The following is an 18,518-nucleotide window of genomic DNA, read 5'->3' on the forward strand; positions in this document are numbered from 1 at the left end:
ACGGTCTTTACACAAAACTTTGTTGAAAGGCCGTGTTTTTTATGTTAATATTATCAGGCGGTAATGTGCATTTGAGGCATGCTGTAATCTATGTGGCAGGAGGCGCAGGGAATGATCACACTGTACAGAACGGATGACAGAATTTTGAGTGAAATACAGGAATATGGTCCTGGTGCCTGGATAGTCATGACTAAGCCAACAATAGATGAGAGTAAGAGCATAGCCGAGAGGTTTGAGATAGATCTGGCGGATGTCAGAGCCGCACTGGATGACGAGGAGAGCTCACGTGTTCAGGTGGAGGACAACTACACACTGATAATCGTGGATATTCCTTCTATAGAGATAAGAAATGAACGAGAGGCATATACAACAATCCCTCTTGGTATCATACTGGTTGCAGACTGCATCATCACCATATGCGCCGAGGAGACTCCTGTGCTTGAGGCCTTTATGGAGGGCAAGGTGAGAGAGTTCAGCACCAAGAAGAGGATGAGGTTCATGTACCAGATACTCTACAGGAACTGTACCACATACCAGTATTATCTGAGAGTCATGGACAGAAGAAGAACCCTTATTGAGCAGCGTATCCAGGAGGAGACCGAGGATGCGGATCTCATAGATCTTCACGAGCTGGAGTCCAACCTCGTATACTTCGCCACATCACTGAGAGCGAATGGAGTAGTTCTTGATAAGCTGACAAGATACGGCAGGATCAAGCAGTACCCGGAGGATAAGGAACTGCTGGACGATGTTCTGGTGGAGAACAAGCAGGCTATCGAGATGACACAGATATACAGGGATATCATAAGTGGTACGAGAGAGCTCATGACGACCATCATCAACAACAGACTGAACAACGCCATGAAGTTTCTGGCGGCCATAACCATCGTCATGGCTGTGCCTACAGTTATATCCGGTGTGTATGGAATGAATGTGGGCACGAAGTGGATGCCATTTGCGAATGTACCATATGGATTTGAGATAGTGTGCGGTATCATACTTGTGATAAGCATAGTTATCGCTATTATATTGAAGAAAAAGAAGATGCTCAAACAGTAGGGCAGATAGAAAAAAGGATCACCGGCGGTTTTGTTGCTGCCGGTGGTCCTTTTTTGTGCCTTTGTTATTTGTTGTTGATAGGTATTCCGTTTACCTCGACCTGATCGGATATCTGGATGACGATGCATTTCCTTCCGTCGATCTCCATGGTCTCTACCAGATCAGTTCTCTCAGGATTCACCTTGATGACCACATCAGGAGTCTTTACCTCAAATGTTTTTGTGTTTGCAACATTTGTCGCGTACATGACAGTTGACTTCTCACGCGGTACAACTATGGCCGGTTCATCCTCCGGGTTCTCAGATGGCTGCTCAGGCGGTGCTGCCGCAGCGGTTACCTTCTCGTAGTGGGCGTCAAAATCTGCCATCTTCTCGTCTGATACTCCGCTCTCTGTCAGCAGGTTCTTTATAGTGTTTTTTGAGAGAGTAAGCGGTTCCGGACTGTCCTTTCTCTGTTCTATCATCTCGTTCAGATTGTCGTGGATGGTTCTTACCATATCGTAATTACAGTCATCTCCCAGAGTCTCAGCAACAATCTCCTGAAATACATCCTTCTGTTCTCCCGCAGTTATAGGAAGAGAAGTGCCAAGGATGTTACTTATGAAGCTGTCGTGAAGCTCCTCCGGCTTTTTGGTGTAGTACAGAACGTTGTGGATATCCGTGCTCCTGTCGATAAATGCCGGGAACAGGAAGCCTATGTCCGGCATGTCGACCACCCAGTCGCGGACTCTGTTGTGGAATGTGCTTTCAACGTCGAAGTAGCTGAGTCCCGCCTTGGACAGGTTGACGTGGCAAATGGAGCACATGATATAGTCATACACCTCGTCTGATGCATCGTCCATCATGATGCCGTCGGTTGTCTTGCCCGGAACATCATATGTATCGTGGATGAGCAGTATGAGGTAGTTGCCGGTGTAATCGTAGTTCTCGATGACCTTGTCATAGAACTCATTTATCAGCTCATCGTTCTCAAGCTTGCTCTTCCTGAGTTTATTCAGGAATTCCTGTGTGCCGCCTTCAAACTCCTGTGAGGTAGGAAATGGCATGGTGACAAGATTCTTGCCAATGCTTCCTGATAAAGTCTTTTTCAGTATTTCAAAATATTTGTATGTTTCTTCTTCCGGCATGGTGAGAAACTGTTCGTTGATGGTCGCCACCTTGTTGCAGTCTCCGTCCACGTAGCATCCGCGGATCTTGCTTATGGAGCATTCCTTTGGAGCAAACAGGTGTCTTATCTCAAGTACGTCTTTTTTTGTCATAAATAAAACTCCGTTTCTATATAGTGATATATTTTGCGTTATAACATCTGCAATGACAGACCGCCTCCTAAGTATACCACAAATAATGACAAGTCTTAAAGATATCTTAAACTTTATAATGGTTGTTTCTTAATGGCAGTATGGCGATAATTGAGAACAGGAGGTGATTGTGGTAAGCTAAGGATAAATACGAAAAAGGTGAGGATATGAAAAATGTACAATATATTAATATGTGACGATGAAAAAGATATAGTATCAGCTATAGAGATATATCTTAAGACAGCCGGGTATTCGGTGTATAAAGCTTACAATGGTATGGAGGCAGTTGATATGGTAAATTCTAATGACATACAGCTTGTACTCATGGACGTCATGATGCCTCAGATGGACGGTATAACAGCCATGGCAAAGATAAGAGAGAGCAGCAATGTGCCGGTTATCATGCTTACGGCAAAGAGTGAGGATACCGACAAGGTGCTGGGACTTGAGGTCGGCGCAGATGACTATGTGACAAAACCATTCAATCCGGTGGAACTTCTGGCAAGGGTAAAGTCCCAGCTCAGGCGTTACATGCAGCTGGGAGGCGGAGAGACACCAAAAGATAAGCTGGTTATCGGAGGAATAGAGCTTGACGACAAATCCAAACAGGTCACACTTGATGGAGAAGTTATGCCCCTCACCCCAACGGAGTATGACATCCTAAAACTTCTTATGCAGAATGTGGGAAAGGTATTTTCTACAAAAGAAATATACAGGGCAGTGTGGAAGGAGGATCCTATGGGAGCGGAAGGATCTGTTGCAGTACACATAAGACATCTTAGAGAAAAGATAGAGATAAATCCTTCAGACCCAAGATATATAAAGGTTATCTGGGGAAGAGGTTATAAAATGGAGGTACAATAGTGGATAAGGCGATTTATAAGATACGAGGAAATGTGTTCTTTAAACTTGGAATATATATTCTTGTGGCGGTGCTGGCATATGGAACGCTGTATACAGGCGGTCTGGTGCTGCAGGGAAGCTACCTTGGAGTGTACAGTGATGATGATCAGGGCGCGACGCCGTATGAGAGGCTTGTAAATGATTATGTGGAGGACACAAATTATGCGCTTACCGAAAAGGTGAATGCTTACATCCAGGATACAAGGTCGCAGCTGGAAAGCATTACAACATATAGTCAGCTCGTGAGCGCCGATCATAACGGAGATAAGGTTATAACCGCGGCTGATGTTTTCCGGAGATTGACCAACGCGGATACAACATCTGCGATCAAGTCGTCATACCGGTATGCGGATATGAGCGAACGAGGCGATATCGGCTATATGCTGACGGCAGCCTGCAGTGATGATGCAAATGCAAATACTGGAAAGATAAAAGTAACGACCGGAAATATAAAGCTGATAAATGACGAAGCCCGACTGGACGACAATATATATACGAACGATTATGACAGCACGATAGAAGTGCCTGTTAAAAGATATATTGTGTTTAACAATCTAGGTGATATGGAACAGGGTGAGCAGTATATCAATGCCCTGCTGGGGGAGAACGATCCATATTATGACGAATACACGTATAATGAAGAAAATGACGAAAATGATACTGTGGAGAATGATACAGATTCTGTATTGACAGCGGATGGAAAGTCTATCACCACACAGGATATCATGTATGGCGATTATTACCCGAGTTCAGTTGAAAAACTGTATTTTGACGACACAGACGAGATTGGCAGTTCATCTGGGAATGGCTACTGTCTTGTGCTAAGCTATGATGCATATTCATTTATAAATATCACGGGAAAGTGCTATGTGGACGTGGCGGCTGCTGTAGACAACATCAAAGCGTCAAATCCGGAAATGGTTCAATACATTGGAATATGGAGGACGAAGAGCAAGGGGATACTGGCAGGATTTGCAGTCATGTTGCTGCTGTGCATCGTCATGTCAATATTTTCAATGGTCAACGCCGGCGTAAAGACAGGGAAGGAGACGATAACTCTCGGCAGATTTGAGAGGACTCCGACTGAGCTTGTGCTGGCTATGGCAGTATGCTCTGTTGCAGCAGCAGTAGGGATCTGCGTTGAAAGCGGTATTGCATCCATGTGTGTGAACCAGTATAGGAACTACACATTTGTATCAGAAAATATACAGTACATTGCGTTTCTGGTGCCGGTGGCATGTCTATATTCTGTGGCGTTGTTTTTCTTTAACAATATGGTTGCGAAGGTGAAGGCGGGAACATTTTGGGCAGACTGCCTGATAATCCGCGCACTGAAGTGGATAGCAGGAAAGACGAAATCTTGTTTCAGGTATGTGAAAAGTCATATGTCCCTGACGCAGAAGGGCGTATGGGCTTATATAGGTATAACTATAGTAGAGATAATTTTTGTGGCAATCCTGGCAGCAGGCAGCATGAGAGGCCTTCTTTGGGTGGTGATTTATATCATTTTAAAATGGCTGTGCATAGTCGGAATAGTGGCATATCTCATACAGACACAAGAGTTATACAAGTGCGCAAAGGAGATGGCGGAGGGCAATCTGGACAGGAAAGCGGACACAAGCAAAATGTTCTGGGTATTCCGCGCACATGGTGAACACCTCAACCAGATAAGAGACGGCATGTCAAAGGCTGTTGAGGCCAGAATAAAGAGCGAGCATTTGAAGACAGAACTCATAACAAATGTATCCCACGATATAAAGACCCCGCTTACATCCATAATCAACTATGTTGATCTGCTGCAGAAGGGCGATATGGATGAGAAGACAAGACAGGAATATATAGAAGTTCTCTCAAGGCAGTCCGCGAGACTGAAAAAACTCATAGAGGATCTGGTCGAGGCATCCAAGGCATCCACCGGCAATATCCAGATAAACTGGGCAGAGATAGATGCAAATATGCTTCTGGAACAGGCAATAGGAGAGTATGGAGACAAACTGGACAAGGCAGGGCTTAAGGTCGTATTTACGGGATCGGATACACCTGCGGTGGTTATGGCAGATGGACAGCATCTGTGGAGAGTATTCGACAATCTCCTTGCAAATATAAGCAAATATGCGATGCCGGGAACGAGAGTCTACGCATCGGTTATCCGCGGAGATGGCGAGGTAAGGATGGAGTTTAAGAATATATCCAGAGATCCGCTCAATGTGTCCAGTGATGAGCTCATGGAGAGATTTGTCCGTGGAGACAGCTCCAGAAATACGGAGGGAAGCGGACTGGGATTATCTATAGCGAACAGTCTGTGTACTCTGATGAATGCCAGATTTACTATAAGCATAGACGGAGATCTGTTCAAAGCGGCCATAATATTTACAGATAATGGTACTTTATAAAATTAAATTAACATGATTTATTGAAAAATGTTATTGACAACTAATTTGAGTTAGGGCATACTAACCTTGATGATAATATTATCAACAATCAGAAGGAGGCGTGTATGATGACTAACGAAAGATTAGAGACGGACAAGAAGAGTATAGATGATACAGGTATCCAGCGTACAGAGATGCAGAAAGAGATCGTTATCAGCAGACTCAGGGAAAGGGGATGCAGGATAACCAGACAGAGAATGATACTCCTTGACATAATACTCGGGGAAGAGTGTTCTTCCTGCAAGGAGATTTATTATAAGGCGGTCAAGCAGGACAGTCGTATAGGCTCGGCTACAGTGTACAGAATGGTGAATACACTGGAGGATATAGGAGCCATCAACCGTAAAAACATGTATAAGGTTGCCTGTGGTGCCAACTGTGGTATAGAGGATGCCTGTGTCATTGAGCTTGATGATTCATCCAGCATTGAGCTTTCGGCCAAAGAGTGGAACAGGATAATCCGTGCAGGACTTATGGCTGGCGGATATATTGAGAATCAGATGGTGACAGGTGTCAATGTAAAGCCTTGTGGCTGTGGCTCATGTTGTTAATAACGAAGGAGATGATCTACAATGGGTGGAACAATATTGGTAGTGTGCATACTGGTGCTTATAGTAGTGGGTGCAGTTATCAGTTCTGCAAAGCACTTTAAAGGAGAAGGAGGCTGCTGTGGCGGCGGTGGTTCCGTCAAGGTCAAGGGTGACAAGATAAAGGATGTTGTCGCCGTGAAGACTATTTACATAGAGGGAATGCACTGCAGCAACTGTTCAGATCGTGTACAGAATGCACTGAACAGTCTGAGCCAGGTGAACGCAAAAGTCGACCTCAAGAAGAAGCAGGCTGTCGTTAAGCTCGGAAGAGAAGTATCTGATGATGAGCTTAAGAGCTGTGTAGAGAGGTGTGGATACTCAGTAACCGGTATAGGATAAAGTCTTGAATAAAAAATTGTAAAAAATTTTCAAAAAATTGTTGGCAATTCGAATAAGATGTGGTATTATCCATATTGTTGTTGAAAACACAACAGATAAGCGCGAGTGGCTCAGCGGTGGAGCATCTCCTTGCCAAGGAGAGGGTCGCGGGTTCGATTCCCGTCTCGCGCTCTGGATAATTTCCATGTTGCTAAAATTTTAAAAAAGTTGTTGACAGTTTGCTGGCGGTGTGATATTATCCATATTGTTGTTGGTAGCACAGCAGATAAGCGCGAGTGGCTCAGCGGTGGAGCATCTCCTTGCCAAGGAGAGGGTCGCGGGTTCGATTCCCGTCTCGCGCTCTTTTATATTAATTCACACTCAGGATTCAATCCTGATTTTTTTTTGCCCTCAGAAGCGATTGGTAATAAAATTTAAACATTTTTACTATTGAATAAATGACATGTAGTGATATAATCAATCACAATCGTTGAATATCAGAAAAAGTATAATTTTTACGAGGTAATGATTAAATTATGAAAGAGAGACTTAAGAATTTTCATCATTCAGCAGTTTTTATCTGTCTGGTTCTTGCAATTGTTCTGGACGTTGTTCTGGAAGCTCTTGGAAGACATTCGCTGTTTAAGGCGATATCGTATGTGTGGAGTCAGCCGCTCATATTCCTGTATAACTGTTCGATCATTTTCTTTACGCTGACACTTTCGCTACTCATGAGAAAGAGAATATTCGGATACTGCGTTATATCGTTTGCATGGCTGATACTTGGAATCACGAACTGCATAGTTCTGGGATTCAGAATAACGCCATTTTCAGCTATCGATATGCTTATGGCGAGGAATACGATAACTATCATAGACAAATATTTTAATGTATGGCAGATCGTGCTCATAGCTGCGCTTCTGTTCGTTGCGCTGGCAGCCATCATAGTTCTGTTCATAAAATCGCCGACGGTTACGGGCAATATATATAGAACGAGAACGACTGTGTTTATAGTTGCGACATTCTTCTGTGTAATGCTCTTCACCAAGATCGCGCTCAATGCACAGACTATATCAGATAATTTTGCAAACCTTGCAACGGCATACAACAATTATGGATTTGTATACTGTTTCTCAAACAGTGTGGTCGATGTAGGTATAGGACAGCCGAGTGATTACAGCGAGGATAAGATGCTTGAGATAAAGGACGATTTGGACAGTGTTGGCACAACGGATTCAAAGCTTGGCAAGGACAAGCCAAACGTTATATTTGTACAGCTTGAGTCATTCATGGATCCGTCATATGTAAAATGCCTCACGTTCAATGAGAATCCTATTCCGAATTTCACAAAGCTGAAGGAGGAATGTACATCAGGATTCCTGACGATGCCGGCGATCGGTGCAGGTACAGCCAACTCGGAATTTGAGGTGCTCACGGGATTTAACGTGGCATATTTCGGTGCAGGTGAGTATCCATATAAGACCATACTTGGCAAGCAGACCATAGAGAGCATGGCGACACAGCTGAAGCTTGATGGTTATTCAACACATGCCATGCACAATCACGATGGTACATTCTATGACAGATACAAGGTGTATAAAAACATGGGATTTGATACATTTACCCCGATGGAGTATATGTACAATCTGGAGCATACTCAGAAGAACTGGGAGAAGGACAATGTCCTTACTGGTGAGATCATGAAGACTCTGTACTCCACCACTGGACGGGATTTCATATTCACCGTCAGCGTACAGGGACATGGAAGATACCCATCAGAGCTTGACGAGGAGAATTACAGTTACCCTATAAAGGTTGCCGGAACAGGCGATGAGAGCCTTGATACACAGTGGACATATTACTGTAACCAGCTCCACGAGATGGACGATTTCATTGGCAAGCTTATAGACAGACTTAAGGCGTACGATGAGCCGGTCGTTCTCGTTATGTATGGAGACCATCTTCCTGGATTTGAGATCACAGAGGACGATATAACCAACGGAGACCTTTACCAGACAGAGTATTTTGTCTGGAGCAATATGAAGAACTTCCCGGTTGAGGATGAGGATATAGAGGCATATCAGCTCAGCACAAAGGTGTTTGATATGCTGGGATTTGAGAAGAGCTATGTGCAGAAGTTCCAGTCAAAGTACAAGCCGGGCTATGCAAACTATGATGATGATCTCGAGAACATTGAGTATGATATGCTTTATGGACAGAGATACATGTATCCTGATGGATGGCCATATGAGCCGACGAATATGAAATACGGCATAAGCAAGATCAGGATCTCGGAGATCACAAAGGGCGTGTATGTGCCACCGGTTGATGAAGAAGCGGATTTCACGGCAAATGATGGTTCCGGGGACGGTGAGAGTGCTGAGGAGCCACAGCCTATGAATGGATATTATATCCACGGAAGCAACTTCAATGAATGTACATTTGTGTGGATAGATGATGCCTTTTTGAAGGAGACTATCTATATAGACAGAGATACGCTGTTTCTTCCATATGAGGACTCGTTTGAGGCGGGCAAGGAGATATCCGTGGCGCAGGTCGGAGACGACAGTATAGATTTCGGAGTGGAAGACACTTATGTATATAAGGGAGATCCTGAAGATCCGGAGGACACAGAGACAAATGTGACCACGGAGACGGAAGAACTGCCTTGACAAGAACTATATAATTTGTTAGCATGTTTAAAAAGTTACATCACCCAACGCGATAAGTGTTGGGTGATGTGTTTTCTCTATTAAGGCTAATTGACGTACATAATGAGCACAATGCTCTTATTAAATATTTTACAGAAAGAGAGAGAAGAAAATGGGTAAGATTATTGGCGAAGGAATTACATTTGATGACGTTTTATTGGTACCTGCTTATTCTGAGGTATTACCAAATGACGTTGACCTTACAACAAAGCTGACACAGAAGATTAAGTTGAATATTCCTCTTATGAGTGCCGGTATGGACACAGTTACAGAGCACAGAATGGCTATTGCCATGGCTCGTCAGGGTGGTATCGGAGTTATCCACAAGAACATGTCCATAGAGAAGCAGGCAGAGGAAGTTGACAAGGTAAAGCGTTCAGAGAACGGTGTAATATCAGATCCATTTTACTTATCTCCAGAGCATACACTGGCAGATGCTGACGAGCTTATGAGCAAGTTCAGAATCTCAGGTGTACCTATCACAGAGGATGGCAAGCTTGTTGGAATCATAACCAACCGTGACCTGAAGTTTGAGAAGGACTACACCAAGAAGATCAAGGAGTCAATGACATCTGAGGGTCTTGTTACAGCAAAGGAGGGAATCACACTTGACGAGGCTAGAGAGATCCTTGGAAAGGCTCGTAAGGAGAAGCTTCCTATCGTTGATGACGATTTCCATCTGAAGGGACTCATCACGATCAAGGATATTGAGAAGCAGATCAAGTACCCATATTCAGCACATGACGCACAGGGCAGACTTCTCTGTGCAGCAGCAGTAGGATGTACAGCCAACATCCTCGACAGAGTTGCAGAGCTCGTATCAGCAAAGGTTGATGCGATAGTTATAGATACAGCACATGGACATTCAGCCAACGTTCTGAGAACCTTCAAGATGGTTAAGGAGAAGTATCCTGACCTTCAGGTTATTGCCGGTAACGTTGCAACAAGATCAGGCGCACAGGCTATGATCGACATGGGTGTAGATGCAGTCAAGATCGGTATCGGACCTGGTTCTATCTGTACAACAAGAGTTGTTGCAGGTATCGGTGTACCACAGATCACAGCTATCATGCAGGCATATGATGCAGCTATGAATGCCGGAATCCCTGTTATCGCAGATGGCGGTATCAAGTATTCAGGAGATATCACAAAGGCTCTGGCAGCAGGTGCCAACGTATGTATGATGGGAAGCCTGTTCGCAGGTACAGATGAGGCTCCTGGTGATTTCGAGCTTTATCAGGGACGTAAGTACAAGGTATACAGAGGTATGGGATCTATAGCAGCCATGGAGAATGGTTCTAAGGACAGATACTTCCAGGAGAACGCAAGAAAGCTTGTCCCAGAGGGCGTTGAGGGCCGTGTGGCATACAAGGGATCACTTGAGGATACAGTATTCCAGCTCATCGGTGGACTTCGTTCAGGTATGGGTTACTGCGGAGCAAAGAACATTGCAGAGCTTCATGAGAAGGCAGAGTTCGTCAAGATTTCAGCAGCTTCACTCAAGGAGAGCCATCCACATGATATCCATATCACAAAGGAAGCTCCTAACTACAGTGTAGAGTAATAGAAATTTGCATAGATGATTTCAGATAAGAGGATGCATATCTGTCAGATATGCATCCTTTTTTCTTGACACCGTTCTGTTATGTGAGATAATGGAGAATAGGTGTCTTAGAAAAGAGGTGTTTGGATATTTATGAAGGTAAACAATCCAGGTAAAAAAGATCTTGACCAGCTTGTGATGCTTGAGCAGGAGACATTTCCTGAGGCTGAGGCAGCAAGCCGGGAGTCTATAGAGCGAAGACTGAAGGCACACAGAGAAACCTTCTGGGTGCTCAAGAAGGACGGACGAATAATAGCAGGTATAAATGGCATTACTACTAATGAGAAGGATTTGAGCGATGCCATGTATACGGGCGAGGACTTCTACGACAAGAAGGGTCGCTGGCTTATGATATTCGGTGTGTCAACTCTGCCGGACTATCAGCACAATGGATATGCGGCGAAGATAATGCATGAGGTTCTTCAGGAGACGGTCAAATGTAAACTCGACGGAGTCGTCCTCACATGTAAAGAGAACATGATCCCATTCTACGAACAATTTGGTTTTGTGGATGAGGGCGTGAGTGAATCTGAGCATGGCGGTGTCGTCTGGCATCAGATGAGGATAAGGCGCAGAGATATAAAACGTGATTATAAGCAGGATGTGATTGATTGTATAGTGATAGTAGTTGTGGCCGCCGTACTGGCATTTCTGCTGGGACGATTTGTGATATTAAACTGTAATGTACCTACTGGTTCCATGCTTGAGACAATACAGCTTGGAGACAATATAATAGGAAGCAGGCTTACATATAAGTTCTCTGATCCTGAGCGTGGCGATATAGCCATATTCAAGTGGCCGGACGATGAGTCCCAGGTATATATCAAGAGAATCATAGGATTGCCGGGTGAGACCGTGGAGATCATAGATGGTAAGGTATATATAAATGGAAGTGATACTCCGCTCAAGGAGGATTATCTGAGTGATGAGGCAAGGACTGACGTAAGATCGTTTGGACCGTATCAGGTTCCTGAGGACTGTTACTTTATGCTGGGAGACAACAGACCAAACTCAGCGGATGCCAGACTTTGGGAGAATACCTATGTGAAGCGTGACAAGATACTTGCCAAAGCAGAATTTGTGTATTTCCCATTTTCACAGATAACATGGCTAGGAAACGGAGCAGAGTATTAGATTGTATGTCATGATGGATAATCAGAGGAGATGGTCACATGAACAGAGTAAGATTTGACATGCATTGTCATACGGCTGAGGGATCACCCGATGCCAAAGTAAAGATTCTTGATTATATTGATCTGTTAAAGCAGCGTGGTTTTCACGGAATGCTGGTCACAGACCATGATTCATATTCCGGATACAAAGCGTACTTAAGGCAGAAAGATAAGGTGAAGGATTTCTCTGTGCTCAGAGGTATCGAGTATGATACGTTTGACTATGGACATTTCCTCATCGTACTGCCATCAGATACACCTGAGGAGGTGTACGACCTGTTTGAACATAGGGGCATGGCGCTTATCAGGGTGATATGGCTTGTGCACGAGTGCGGCGGTATACTTGGCCCAGCTCATCCATTTGGCGAGAAGTTCATGAGCTTTGGCAGCACGAGAAGGCTTGGCATGATAGAGCACAGACTATATGCACAGCATTTTGACTTCATAGAGGGATATAATTGCTGTGAATCAGCCAAGAGGAATAAGATGGCCAGAAGGCTTGCGTCATACTATGATATACCTGTTTTTGGTGGAAGCGATGCCCATAAGGAGAACTGTGTCGGACTTGCAGGTACATATCTTCCGGATTATATACATTCGGAGGATGATCTGATAAATTATATAAATGACGGCAATCATCCCGAGGTTGGCGGAAAGAGATACCCGAAGACCTTGAAGGACAAGATAGGACCTGCCGGTAAATTCCTGACGTATGGATTTTATTTATACAATATATATGGCGCATTCCGAAATTATCCTGCGAGATGTCGCGCATACTTTGCGGCATCGGCAAAGCTGAAGGCAAAAAGGAAAAGTAAATGTCCAGACAGGGGACTGGATAGCAAAAAATAAAAGCAAAAACAGAAAGGGCGATTATGAATAAGAAGGAAAGAAGTAATTTTACGGGGACGCTGGGCTTTGTTATGGCAGCAGCGGGAAGTGCGGTAGGACTTGGAAATATATGGAGGTTTCCATATCTTGCGGCAAAGGACAACGGAGGCGTGTTTATACTTGTGTATATAATACTTGCACTTACATTTGGATTCACACTGCTCACAACAGATATTGCAATAGGAAGAAAGACTCGGCAGGGACCGCTCACCGCTTATGGTCTTATACATAAGAAGTGGAAATGGCTTGGCGGTCTGGCATGGATCGTACCGGTCATAATCCTTCCATATTACTGTACTATCGGAGGATGGGTTCTGAAGTATATGACAGCATATTTTACAGGTCAGACAGAGGCTGCCACTGGTGACGGTTATTTCACCGGTTTTATAACAGCCCAGACTGCGCCTATAGTATTTGCACTTATATTCCTTACGGCCACAGGCGTTGTCGTATTCTGTGGTGTTGAAAAGGGAATAGAGAAGTTTAGCAAGGTGCTCATGCCGATATTGGTAATTCTTATAATTGGAATTTCAATCTATTCGCTGACGATCAAGCATACCGGTGATGATGGTACGATCAGAACAGGAATTGATGGACTGAAGGTATATTTGATTCCTGATTTTAAGGGAATGACATTCAGGGATATATTCATGGTTGTAATGGATGCCATGGGACAGCTCTTCTTCTCGATAAGTGTCGCTATGGGTATCATGGTTGCGTATGGCTCATATGTTAAGAAGGATGTTAACCTTATGAAGTCGATCAATCAGATAGAGATATTTGACACGGCAGTGGCTTTCCTTGCTGGTCTGATGATAGTCCCTGCGGTGTATGTGTTCTCTGGAACGGAAGGCATGTCAGCGGGCCCTGGACTTATGTTCATATCTCTGCCAAAGGTATTCAATGCCATGGGTAAGGTCGGAACAGTCATCGGAGCCCTGTTCTTCATCATGGTTACATTTGCGGCGATTACATCCTCAGTATCGGTCATGGAAGCGATAGTGTCAGGACTTATGGATAAGTTCCATCTCACGAGAAAGAAGAGTGCGGTCATAACAACTGTATATGCGGTTGTCGGAATGTTGGTCGTATGTTTCGGTTACAACATATGGTACTTTGAGCTCAAGCTTCCAAATGGAGCTACAGCCCAGATCCTCGATGTGATGGATTACCTGAGTAACAACATCTTCATGCCGCTTGTGGCTATCCTGTCATGTATACTTATCGGCTGGGTAGTGAAGCCTAAGACGGTTATAGACGAGGTTACAAGAAATGGCGAGAAGTTTGGAAGAAAGAAGCTCTATATTGTCATGGTAAAGTTTGTGGCACCAATACTGCTTGCATTGCTGCTTCTCCAGTCGTTTGGAATTGACTTTGTACAGTTTGTTACAAATCTGTTCAAATAGAACAATATAGTTTATAATGTAGAGGCATTTGTCATGTGAGTGATGAAGGCCTCTATATTTTTGTCATAAGGAATGTCATTGCAGGATATTTATACCGGGTTTACGGATTTAATGGGAGAATGATGGATGAACAACAGGGATGATTTGATATATCTTGCCCCGATGGAGGGGATAACAGGATACATATACAGAAATGCACATCACAAATATTTCGGCGGCGTTGACAAATACTTTATGCCGTTCATTGCCCCGGCGAAGGGACGTCCTCTCAGAAACAGGGAACTAAGGGATGTGCTGCCGGAAAACAATCAGGGGATAAATGTGGTGCCGCAGCTTCTGACCAACAGCGGCGAGGGATTTGTGAAGGCCGCAAAGTTCCTGAAGGAGCTTGGATATAACGAGGTGAATATCAATCTCGGCTGTCCGTCAAAAACTGTTGTCACGAAGTATAAAGGCTCGGGTTTGATATACGATACGGAGAGGCTTGACAACTTCTTATATGAAGTATTTGCCGCCGACGTGATGGATGTGTCTATAAAGACCAGAATAGGAAGAGACAGTTCTGTGGAGTTTGAGGATATCATAGAAATATATAAGAAGTATCCGATAAGTGAGCTGATCATACATCCGAGAATACAGACGGATTTCTACAAGAATACGCCAAACATGGAAGTGTTTGCCGAAGGTGTGGCTTCATATGGAAGACCAGACACAGTGTGCTACAACGGAGATATAAACAGTGTGGCGGATTATGACAGGTTCACGGGCGATTTTCCTGATATAAGTAAGGTTATGATAGGCAGGGGGATAATAGCTGATCCTTGTCTGGCGGAGCGGATAAAAGAAGAGTGTGGCGACAGTACATATGACTGGAACAGATTCTTCATATTCCACGATGAACTTTACAGGAATTACTGTGAGTCGGATGTGGGCAGGGGCAACACGATGTTCAAGATGAAGGAGCTGTGGGCTTACTGGTCGAGGCTGTTTTATGATGTGGAGGGAGCTGAGAGGGCTCTTAAGAAGATCCGGAAGACTAGAGATAATGGTGAGTATGAGGCGGCAGTCAGGATGCTGGCTGCACTGTGCAGATGAAATGAATTTAGTATGATGGGGTGTATTGTATGAGTGTATGCTTGGATTACTATATGTTAGTTGTGTTTTGATGATTAGGAGATGATATCATGGGATGTCTTGGAAATTGTATATGGTTTTTATGTGGCGGAATATTGAGCGGGCTTTCGTGGGTGGCAAGCGGGGTGCTGTGCTGTATAACGATAATAGGGATTCCGATTGGGATGCAGTGCTTTAAGTTTGCAGGACTTGCATTCTTTCCATTTGGAAAAGAGATAGTGTATGGAGGCGGGGCTGGCTCGCTGATCGCGAATATCATATGGCTGCTCTGCTGCGGAATACCTATGGCGGTAGAGAATGCCTGCCTGGGGCTGCTGCTTTGCATAACGATAGTCGGAATTCCATTTGGGCTTCAGTTCTTTAAGATCGCCAAACTGTCGCTCATGCCGTTTGGTGCAGAGATTGTGGGATGATGGTGGAAATATACATAAATATAGTTGACAGAACTTGAATCACTAGAATATAATAATGTGGCGTCAGATATGTGCTGACGCCATATATAAGGCAATGACGAAGAGAAGTAGCATAGATTATCGCCCACAGAGAGCCGGTGGTGGTGGGAGTCCGGCGGAGTGAATATATGTGAATAACACTTTACCAGCCGCAAGCTGAAAGATATAGCCCATAGCGGGATACGTGTTTTATGTCGAGTAGGGGAGCCGTAGCTGCACGATACGCAGAGAGGTCATGAGCAAGGTGACTGAGAGGGACTGGGACGCGATGCTTTGAATATACGAAGATCGTGTAACGGTAAATCAGGTGGTACCGCGGACATTAAAGCAGACAAGTAACCGACAGGTAGTTTGAGAGAGCTTATGTTCGTCCTGAATATTTGCATATGTATATGTGCATCTGATTCAGGATGAACATAAGCTTTTTCTATTTGCAAGAGAAATAACAGCCAGTGCGTAATCCTGAAAAAGCCAAAGTGGACATAAAGCCACAGGCAAATAGTAAAGAAAAGGAGAGAACAGATGACAATCGAGAATATTTATCGTAACAGAACAATGAACGAGATCACTGAGGGCGATGTGGGAAAGACACTTAAGGTTGCCGGATGGGTAGAGAATATCCGTGACCACGGTGGAGTATCATTTATCGATCTTCGTGATATGTATGGCGTGCTCCAGGTAGTAATGAGAGACACATCACTGCTTGACGGAATAACAAAGGAGGATTGTGTATCAATCGAGGGTATCATTGAACACAGAGATGAGGAGACATACAACCCTAAGATCCCTACAGGTACTATCGAGCTTGAGGCGAAGACTGTAGAGATACTCGGTAAGGTATACAAGCAGATTCCATTTGAGATCCAGACATCCAAGGAGACACGTGAGGATGTGAGACTCAAGTACAGATATCTTGACCTCAGAAACAAGAAGGTTAAGGACAACATGATATTCAGAAGTCAGGTCATCAGCTACCTTCGTCAGAAGATGACTGAGATGGGATTCCTTGAGATCCAGACACCTATCCTCTGCGCTTCGTCACCTGAGGGCGCAAGAGATTACATCGTGCCATCAAGAAAGTTCAAGGGCAAGTTCTATGCACTTCCACAGGCACCACAGCAGTACAAGCAGCTCCTCATGGTATCAGGATTTGACAAATACTTCCAGATAGCTCCTTGTTTCAGAGATGAGGATGCGAGAGCAGACCGTTCACCAGGAGAGTTCTACCAGCTCGACTTTGAGATGAGTTTTGCAACACAGGAGGACGTATTCAAGATTGGAGAGGAAGTCCTCTCAGCAACATTTGAGAAGTTTGCACCTGAGGGCGCAGTTGTTACACAGGCTCCATATCCGATCATCAGCTACAAGCAGGCTATGCTTGAGTTCGGTACGGATAAGCCTGACCTCAGAAACCCACTTAGAATAATAGATCTTACAGATTTCTTCCAGAGATGTACATTCAAGCCATTCCACGGCAAGACGGTACGTGCCATCAATGTACACAAGAAGCTTTCAAAGGGACAGCATGAGAAGATGCTCAAGTTTGCACAGAGCATCGGCATGGGCGGCCTTGGATATCTGGAGATACTTGAGGATATGTCATACAAGGGACCTATCGACAAGTTCATTCCTGATGATATGAAGGGTGAGATCGCAGAGCTTGCAGGCCTTCAGCCTGGAGATACTATTTTCTTCATCGCAGACGTGGAGGAGCTTGCAGCGTCATTTGCAGGACAGATCAGAGTTGAGCTTGGTAATAGACTTGATCTCAACGAGAAGAACGCATTCCGTTTCTGCTATATAAATGACTTCCCAATGTACGAGTACGACAAGGAGAGCAAGAAGATCATCTTCACTCACAATCCGTTCTCAATGCCACAGGGCGGACTTGAGGCGTTAAATGAGAAGGATCCACTTGATATCCTGGCTTACCAGTACGATATCGTCTGCAACGGTATCGAGCTCTCATCAGGTGCCGTAAGAAACCACGACATGAAGATCATGGTTAAGGCATTTGAGATCGCAGGATACACAGAGGATGATCTGAAGGAGAAGTTCGGAGCACTCTACAATGCATTCCAGTTCGGAGCACCACCTCATGCAGGTATGGCTCCTGGTGTGGACAGAATGATCATGCTTCTCAGAAACGAGGAGAATATCAGAGAGGTCATCCCATTCCCAATGAATGGAAATGCACAGGATCTTATGTGCGGAGCACCTGGCGAGGTTACAGAGCAGCAGCTCCGTGAGGTTCACATTAAGGTCAGACAGTAAAAAGGCCGGACGGCACTTGTAGTTCGAGATATGGATATGAAAACATATATACAAACACATTCAGTTACCTTCACTTCAGCTTGCTTACATCTGCGTGATGTTTCAGCCGCGATAAGGGCGCTGCGGCTTTCACATCAGCAGGTAAGCGCTGAAGATCAGTCGCTTTCACTATCGTTTGTATATATGTTTCATATCTTATGTATCAAGAACTACAAGTGCCTGTTTTTTTGACATGTACTTGTGTATAAAAACGGTTTTAATTGTTTTTATGAGAAT

At 44.4% G+C, this 18,518-nt stretch carries 14 protein-coding genes and 2 tRNA genes; 15 read left to right on the forward strand and 1 reads right to left on the reverse strand.

Annotation, left to right across the window (positions count from 1 at the left end; all coding sequences use genetic code 11):
* Positions 1–111: 111 nt before the first annotated feature.
* Positions 112–1,059 carry a magnesium transporter CorA family protein gene (locus ARA78_RS10335; protein ID WP_015533947.1) on the forward strand — a complete coding sequence of 316 codons (948 nt, stop codon included), beginning with the start codon at positions 112–114 and terminating at the stop codon, positions 1,057–1,059.
* Positions 1,060–1,123: 64 nt separating this feature from the next.
* On the opposite strand, the gene ARA78_RS10340 is transcribed toward ARA78_RS10335, so the two are convergent.
* Positions 1,124–2,317 carry a DUF4317 domain-containing protein gene (locus tag ARA78_RS10340; protein WP_015533946.1) on the reverse strand — a complete coding sequence of 398 codons (1,194 nt, stop codon included), beginning with the start codon at positions 2,315–2,317 and terminating at the stop codon, positions 1,124–1,126.
* Positions 2,318–2,530: 213 nt separating this feature from the next.
* Between ARA78_RS10340 and ARA78_RS10345 the strand changes: the two genes are divergently transcribed.
* The 14 genes from ARA78_RS10345 to aspS all read left to right on the forward strand — a co-directional run bounded on the left by ARA78_RS10345 (position 2,531) and on the right by aspS (position 18,242).
* Positions 2,531–3,220, forward strand: a complete 690-nt coding sequence (locus tag ARA78_RS10345; RefSeq protein WP_022215879.1) for a response regulator transcription factor — start codon at positions 2,531–2,533, stop codon at positions 3,218–3,220.
* A complete protein-coding gene (locus tag ARA78_RS10350) occupies positions 3,220–5,652 on the forward strand; it encodes a sensor histidine kinase (protein ID WP_055273294.1) in 2,433 nt (810 codons plus the stop codon). The genes ARA78_RS10345 and ARA78_RS10350 overlap by 1 nt, the downstream gene beginning before the upstream one ends.
* A gap of 107 nt (positions 5,653–5,759) precedes the next feature.
* Positions 5,760–6,242 carry a transcriptional repressor gene (locus ARA78_RS10355; protein ID WP_015533944.1) on the forward strand — a complete coding sequence of 161 codons (483 nt, stop codon included), beginning with the start codon at positions 5,760–5,762 and terminating at the stop codon, positions 6,240–6,242.
* A gap of 21 nt (positions 6,243–6,263) precedes the next feature.
* Positions 6,264–6,620 (forward strand): heavy-metal-associated domain-containing protein, encoded by a 357-nt coding sequence (locus ARA78_RS10360; RefSeq protein ID WP_015533943.1) that lies wholly within the window; start codon positions 6,264–6,266, stop codon positions 6,618–6,620.
* Positions 6,621–6,719: 99 nt separating this feature from the next.
* Positions 6,720–6,791 (forward strand) — tRNA-Gly (locus ARA78_RS10365).
* Positions 6,792–6,889: 98 nt separating this feature from the next.
* Positions 6,890–6,961, forward strand: a tRNA-Gly gene (locus tag ARA78_RS10370).
* Positions 6,962–7,135: 174 nt separating this feature from the next.
* Positions 7,136–9,271 carry an LTA synthase family protein gene (locus ARA78_RS10375; protein ID WP_055280489.1) on the forward strand — a complete coding sequence of 712 codons (2,136 nt, stop codon included), beginning with the start codon at positions 7,136–7,138 and terminating at the stop codon, positions 9,269–9,271.
* A 151-nt stretch (positions 9,272–9,422) separates the two neighbouring features.
* On the forward strand, positions 9,423–10,874 hold the full coding sequence (guaB, locus tag ARA78_RS10380; protein WP_015533942.1) for an IMP dehydrogenase: 1,452 nt from the start codon (positions 9,423–9,425) through the stop codon (positions 10,872–10,874).
* Between the two features lie 132 nt (positions 10,875–11,006).
* A complete protein-coding gene (lepB, locus tag ARA78_RS13690) occupies positions 11,007–12,047 on the forward strand; it encodes a signal peptidase I (protein ID WP_015533941.1) in 1,041 nt (346 codons plus the stop codon).
* 38 nt (positions 12,048–12,085) lie between these two features.
* Positions 12,086–12,937: a PHP-associated domain-containing protein gene (locus ARA78_RS10390; protein WP_055280490.1), complete on the forward strand. Its 852-nt coding sequence runs from the start codon at positions 12,086–12,088 to the stop codon at positions 12,935–12,937.
* Between the two features lie 23 nt (positions 12,938–12,960).
* A complete protein-coding gene (locus ARA78_RS10395) occupies positions 12,961–14,382 on the forward strand; it encodes a sodium-dependent transporter (RefSeq protein WP_055280491.1) in 1,422 nt (473 codons plus the stop codon).
* Positions 14,383–14,508: 126 nt separating this feature from the next.
* Entirely contained in the window at positions 14,509–15,477 is a 969-nt protein-coding gene (locus ARA78_RS10400; RefSeq protein ID WP_055146980.1) for a tRNA dihydrouridine synthase, read from the forward strand.
* An 89-nt stretch (positions 15,478–15,566) separates the two neighbouring features.
* Positions 15,567–15,929 (forward strand): YccF domain-containing protein, encoded by a 363-nt coding sequence (locus ARA78_RS10405; RefSeq protein ID WP_015533938.1) that lies wholly within the window; start codon positions 15,567–15,569, stop codon positions 15,927–15,929.
* A 561-nt stretch (positions 15,930–16,490) separates the two neighbouring features.
* On the forward strand, positions 16,491–18,242 hold the full coding sequence (aspS, locus tag ARA78_RS10410) for an aspartate--tRNA ligase (protein WP_055280492.1): 1,752 nt from the start codon (positions 16,491–16,493) through the stop codon (positions 18,240–18,242).
* Positions 18,243–18,518: the final 276 nt, after the last annotated feature.

This window comes from Coprococcus eutactus, assembly GCF_001404675.1.
In the GTDB taxonomy this organism is placed as follows: Bacteria; Bacillota; Clostridia; order Lachnospirales; family Lachnospiraceae; genus Coprococcus; species Coprococcus aceti.

Coding starts and splice junctions, on each gene's coding strand:
- ARA78_RS10335 (WP_015533947.1), top strand. CDS start 112: ATGATCACACTGTACAGAACGGATGACAGAATTTTGAGTGAAATACAG.
- ARA78_RS10340 (WP_015533946.1), bottom strand. CDS start 2,317: ATGACAAAAAAAGACGTACTTGAGATAAGACACCTGTTTGCTCCAAAG.
- ARA78_RS10345 (WP_022215879.1), top strand. CDS start 2,531: ATGTACAATATATTAATATGTGACGATGAAAAAGATATAGTATCAGCT.
- ARA78_RS10355 (WP_015533944.1), top strand. CDS start 5,760: ATGACTAACGAAAGATTAGAGACGGACAAGAAGAGTATAGATGATACA.
- ARA78_RS10360 (WP_015533943.1), top strand. CDS start 6,264: ATGGGTGGAACAATATTGGTAGTGTGCATACTGGTGCTTATAGTAGTG.
- ARA78_RS10375 (WP_055280489.1), top strand. CDS start 7,136: ATGAAAGAGAGACTTAAGAATTTTCATCATTCAGCAGTTTTTATCTGT.
- guaB (WP_015533942.1), top strand. CDS start 9,423: ATGGGTAAGATTATTGGCGAAGGAATTACATTTGATGACGTTTTATTG.
- lepB (WP_015533941.1), top strand. CDS start 11,007: ATGAAGGTAAACAATCCAGGTAAAAAAGATCTTGACCAGCTTGTGATG.
- ARA78_RS10390 (WP_055280490.1), top strand. CDS start 12,086: ATGAACAGAGTAAGATTTGACATGCATTGTCATACGGCTGAGGGATCA.
- ARA78_RS10395 (WP_055280491.1), top strand. CDS start 12,961: ATGAATAAGAAGGAAAGAAGTAATTTTACGGGGACGCTGGGCTTTGTT.
- ARA78_RS10400 (WP_055146980.1), top strand. CDS start 14,509: ATGAACAACAGGGATGATTTGATATATCTTGCCCCGATGGAGGGGATA.
- ARA78_RS10405 (WP_015533938.1), top strand. CDS start 15,567: ATGGGATGTCTTGGAAATTGTATATGGTTTTTATGTGGCGGAATATTG.
- aspS (WP_055280492.1), top strand. CDS start 16,491: ATGACAATCGAGAATATTTATCGTAACAGAACAATGAACGAGATCACT.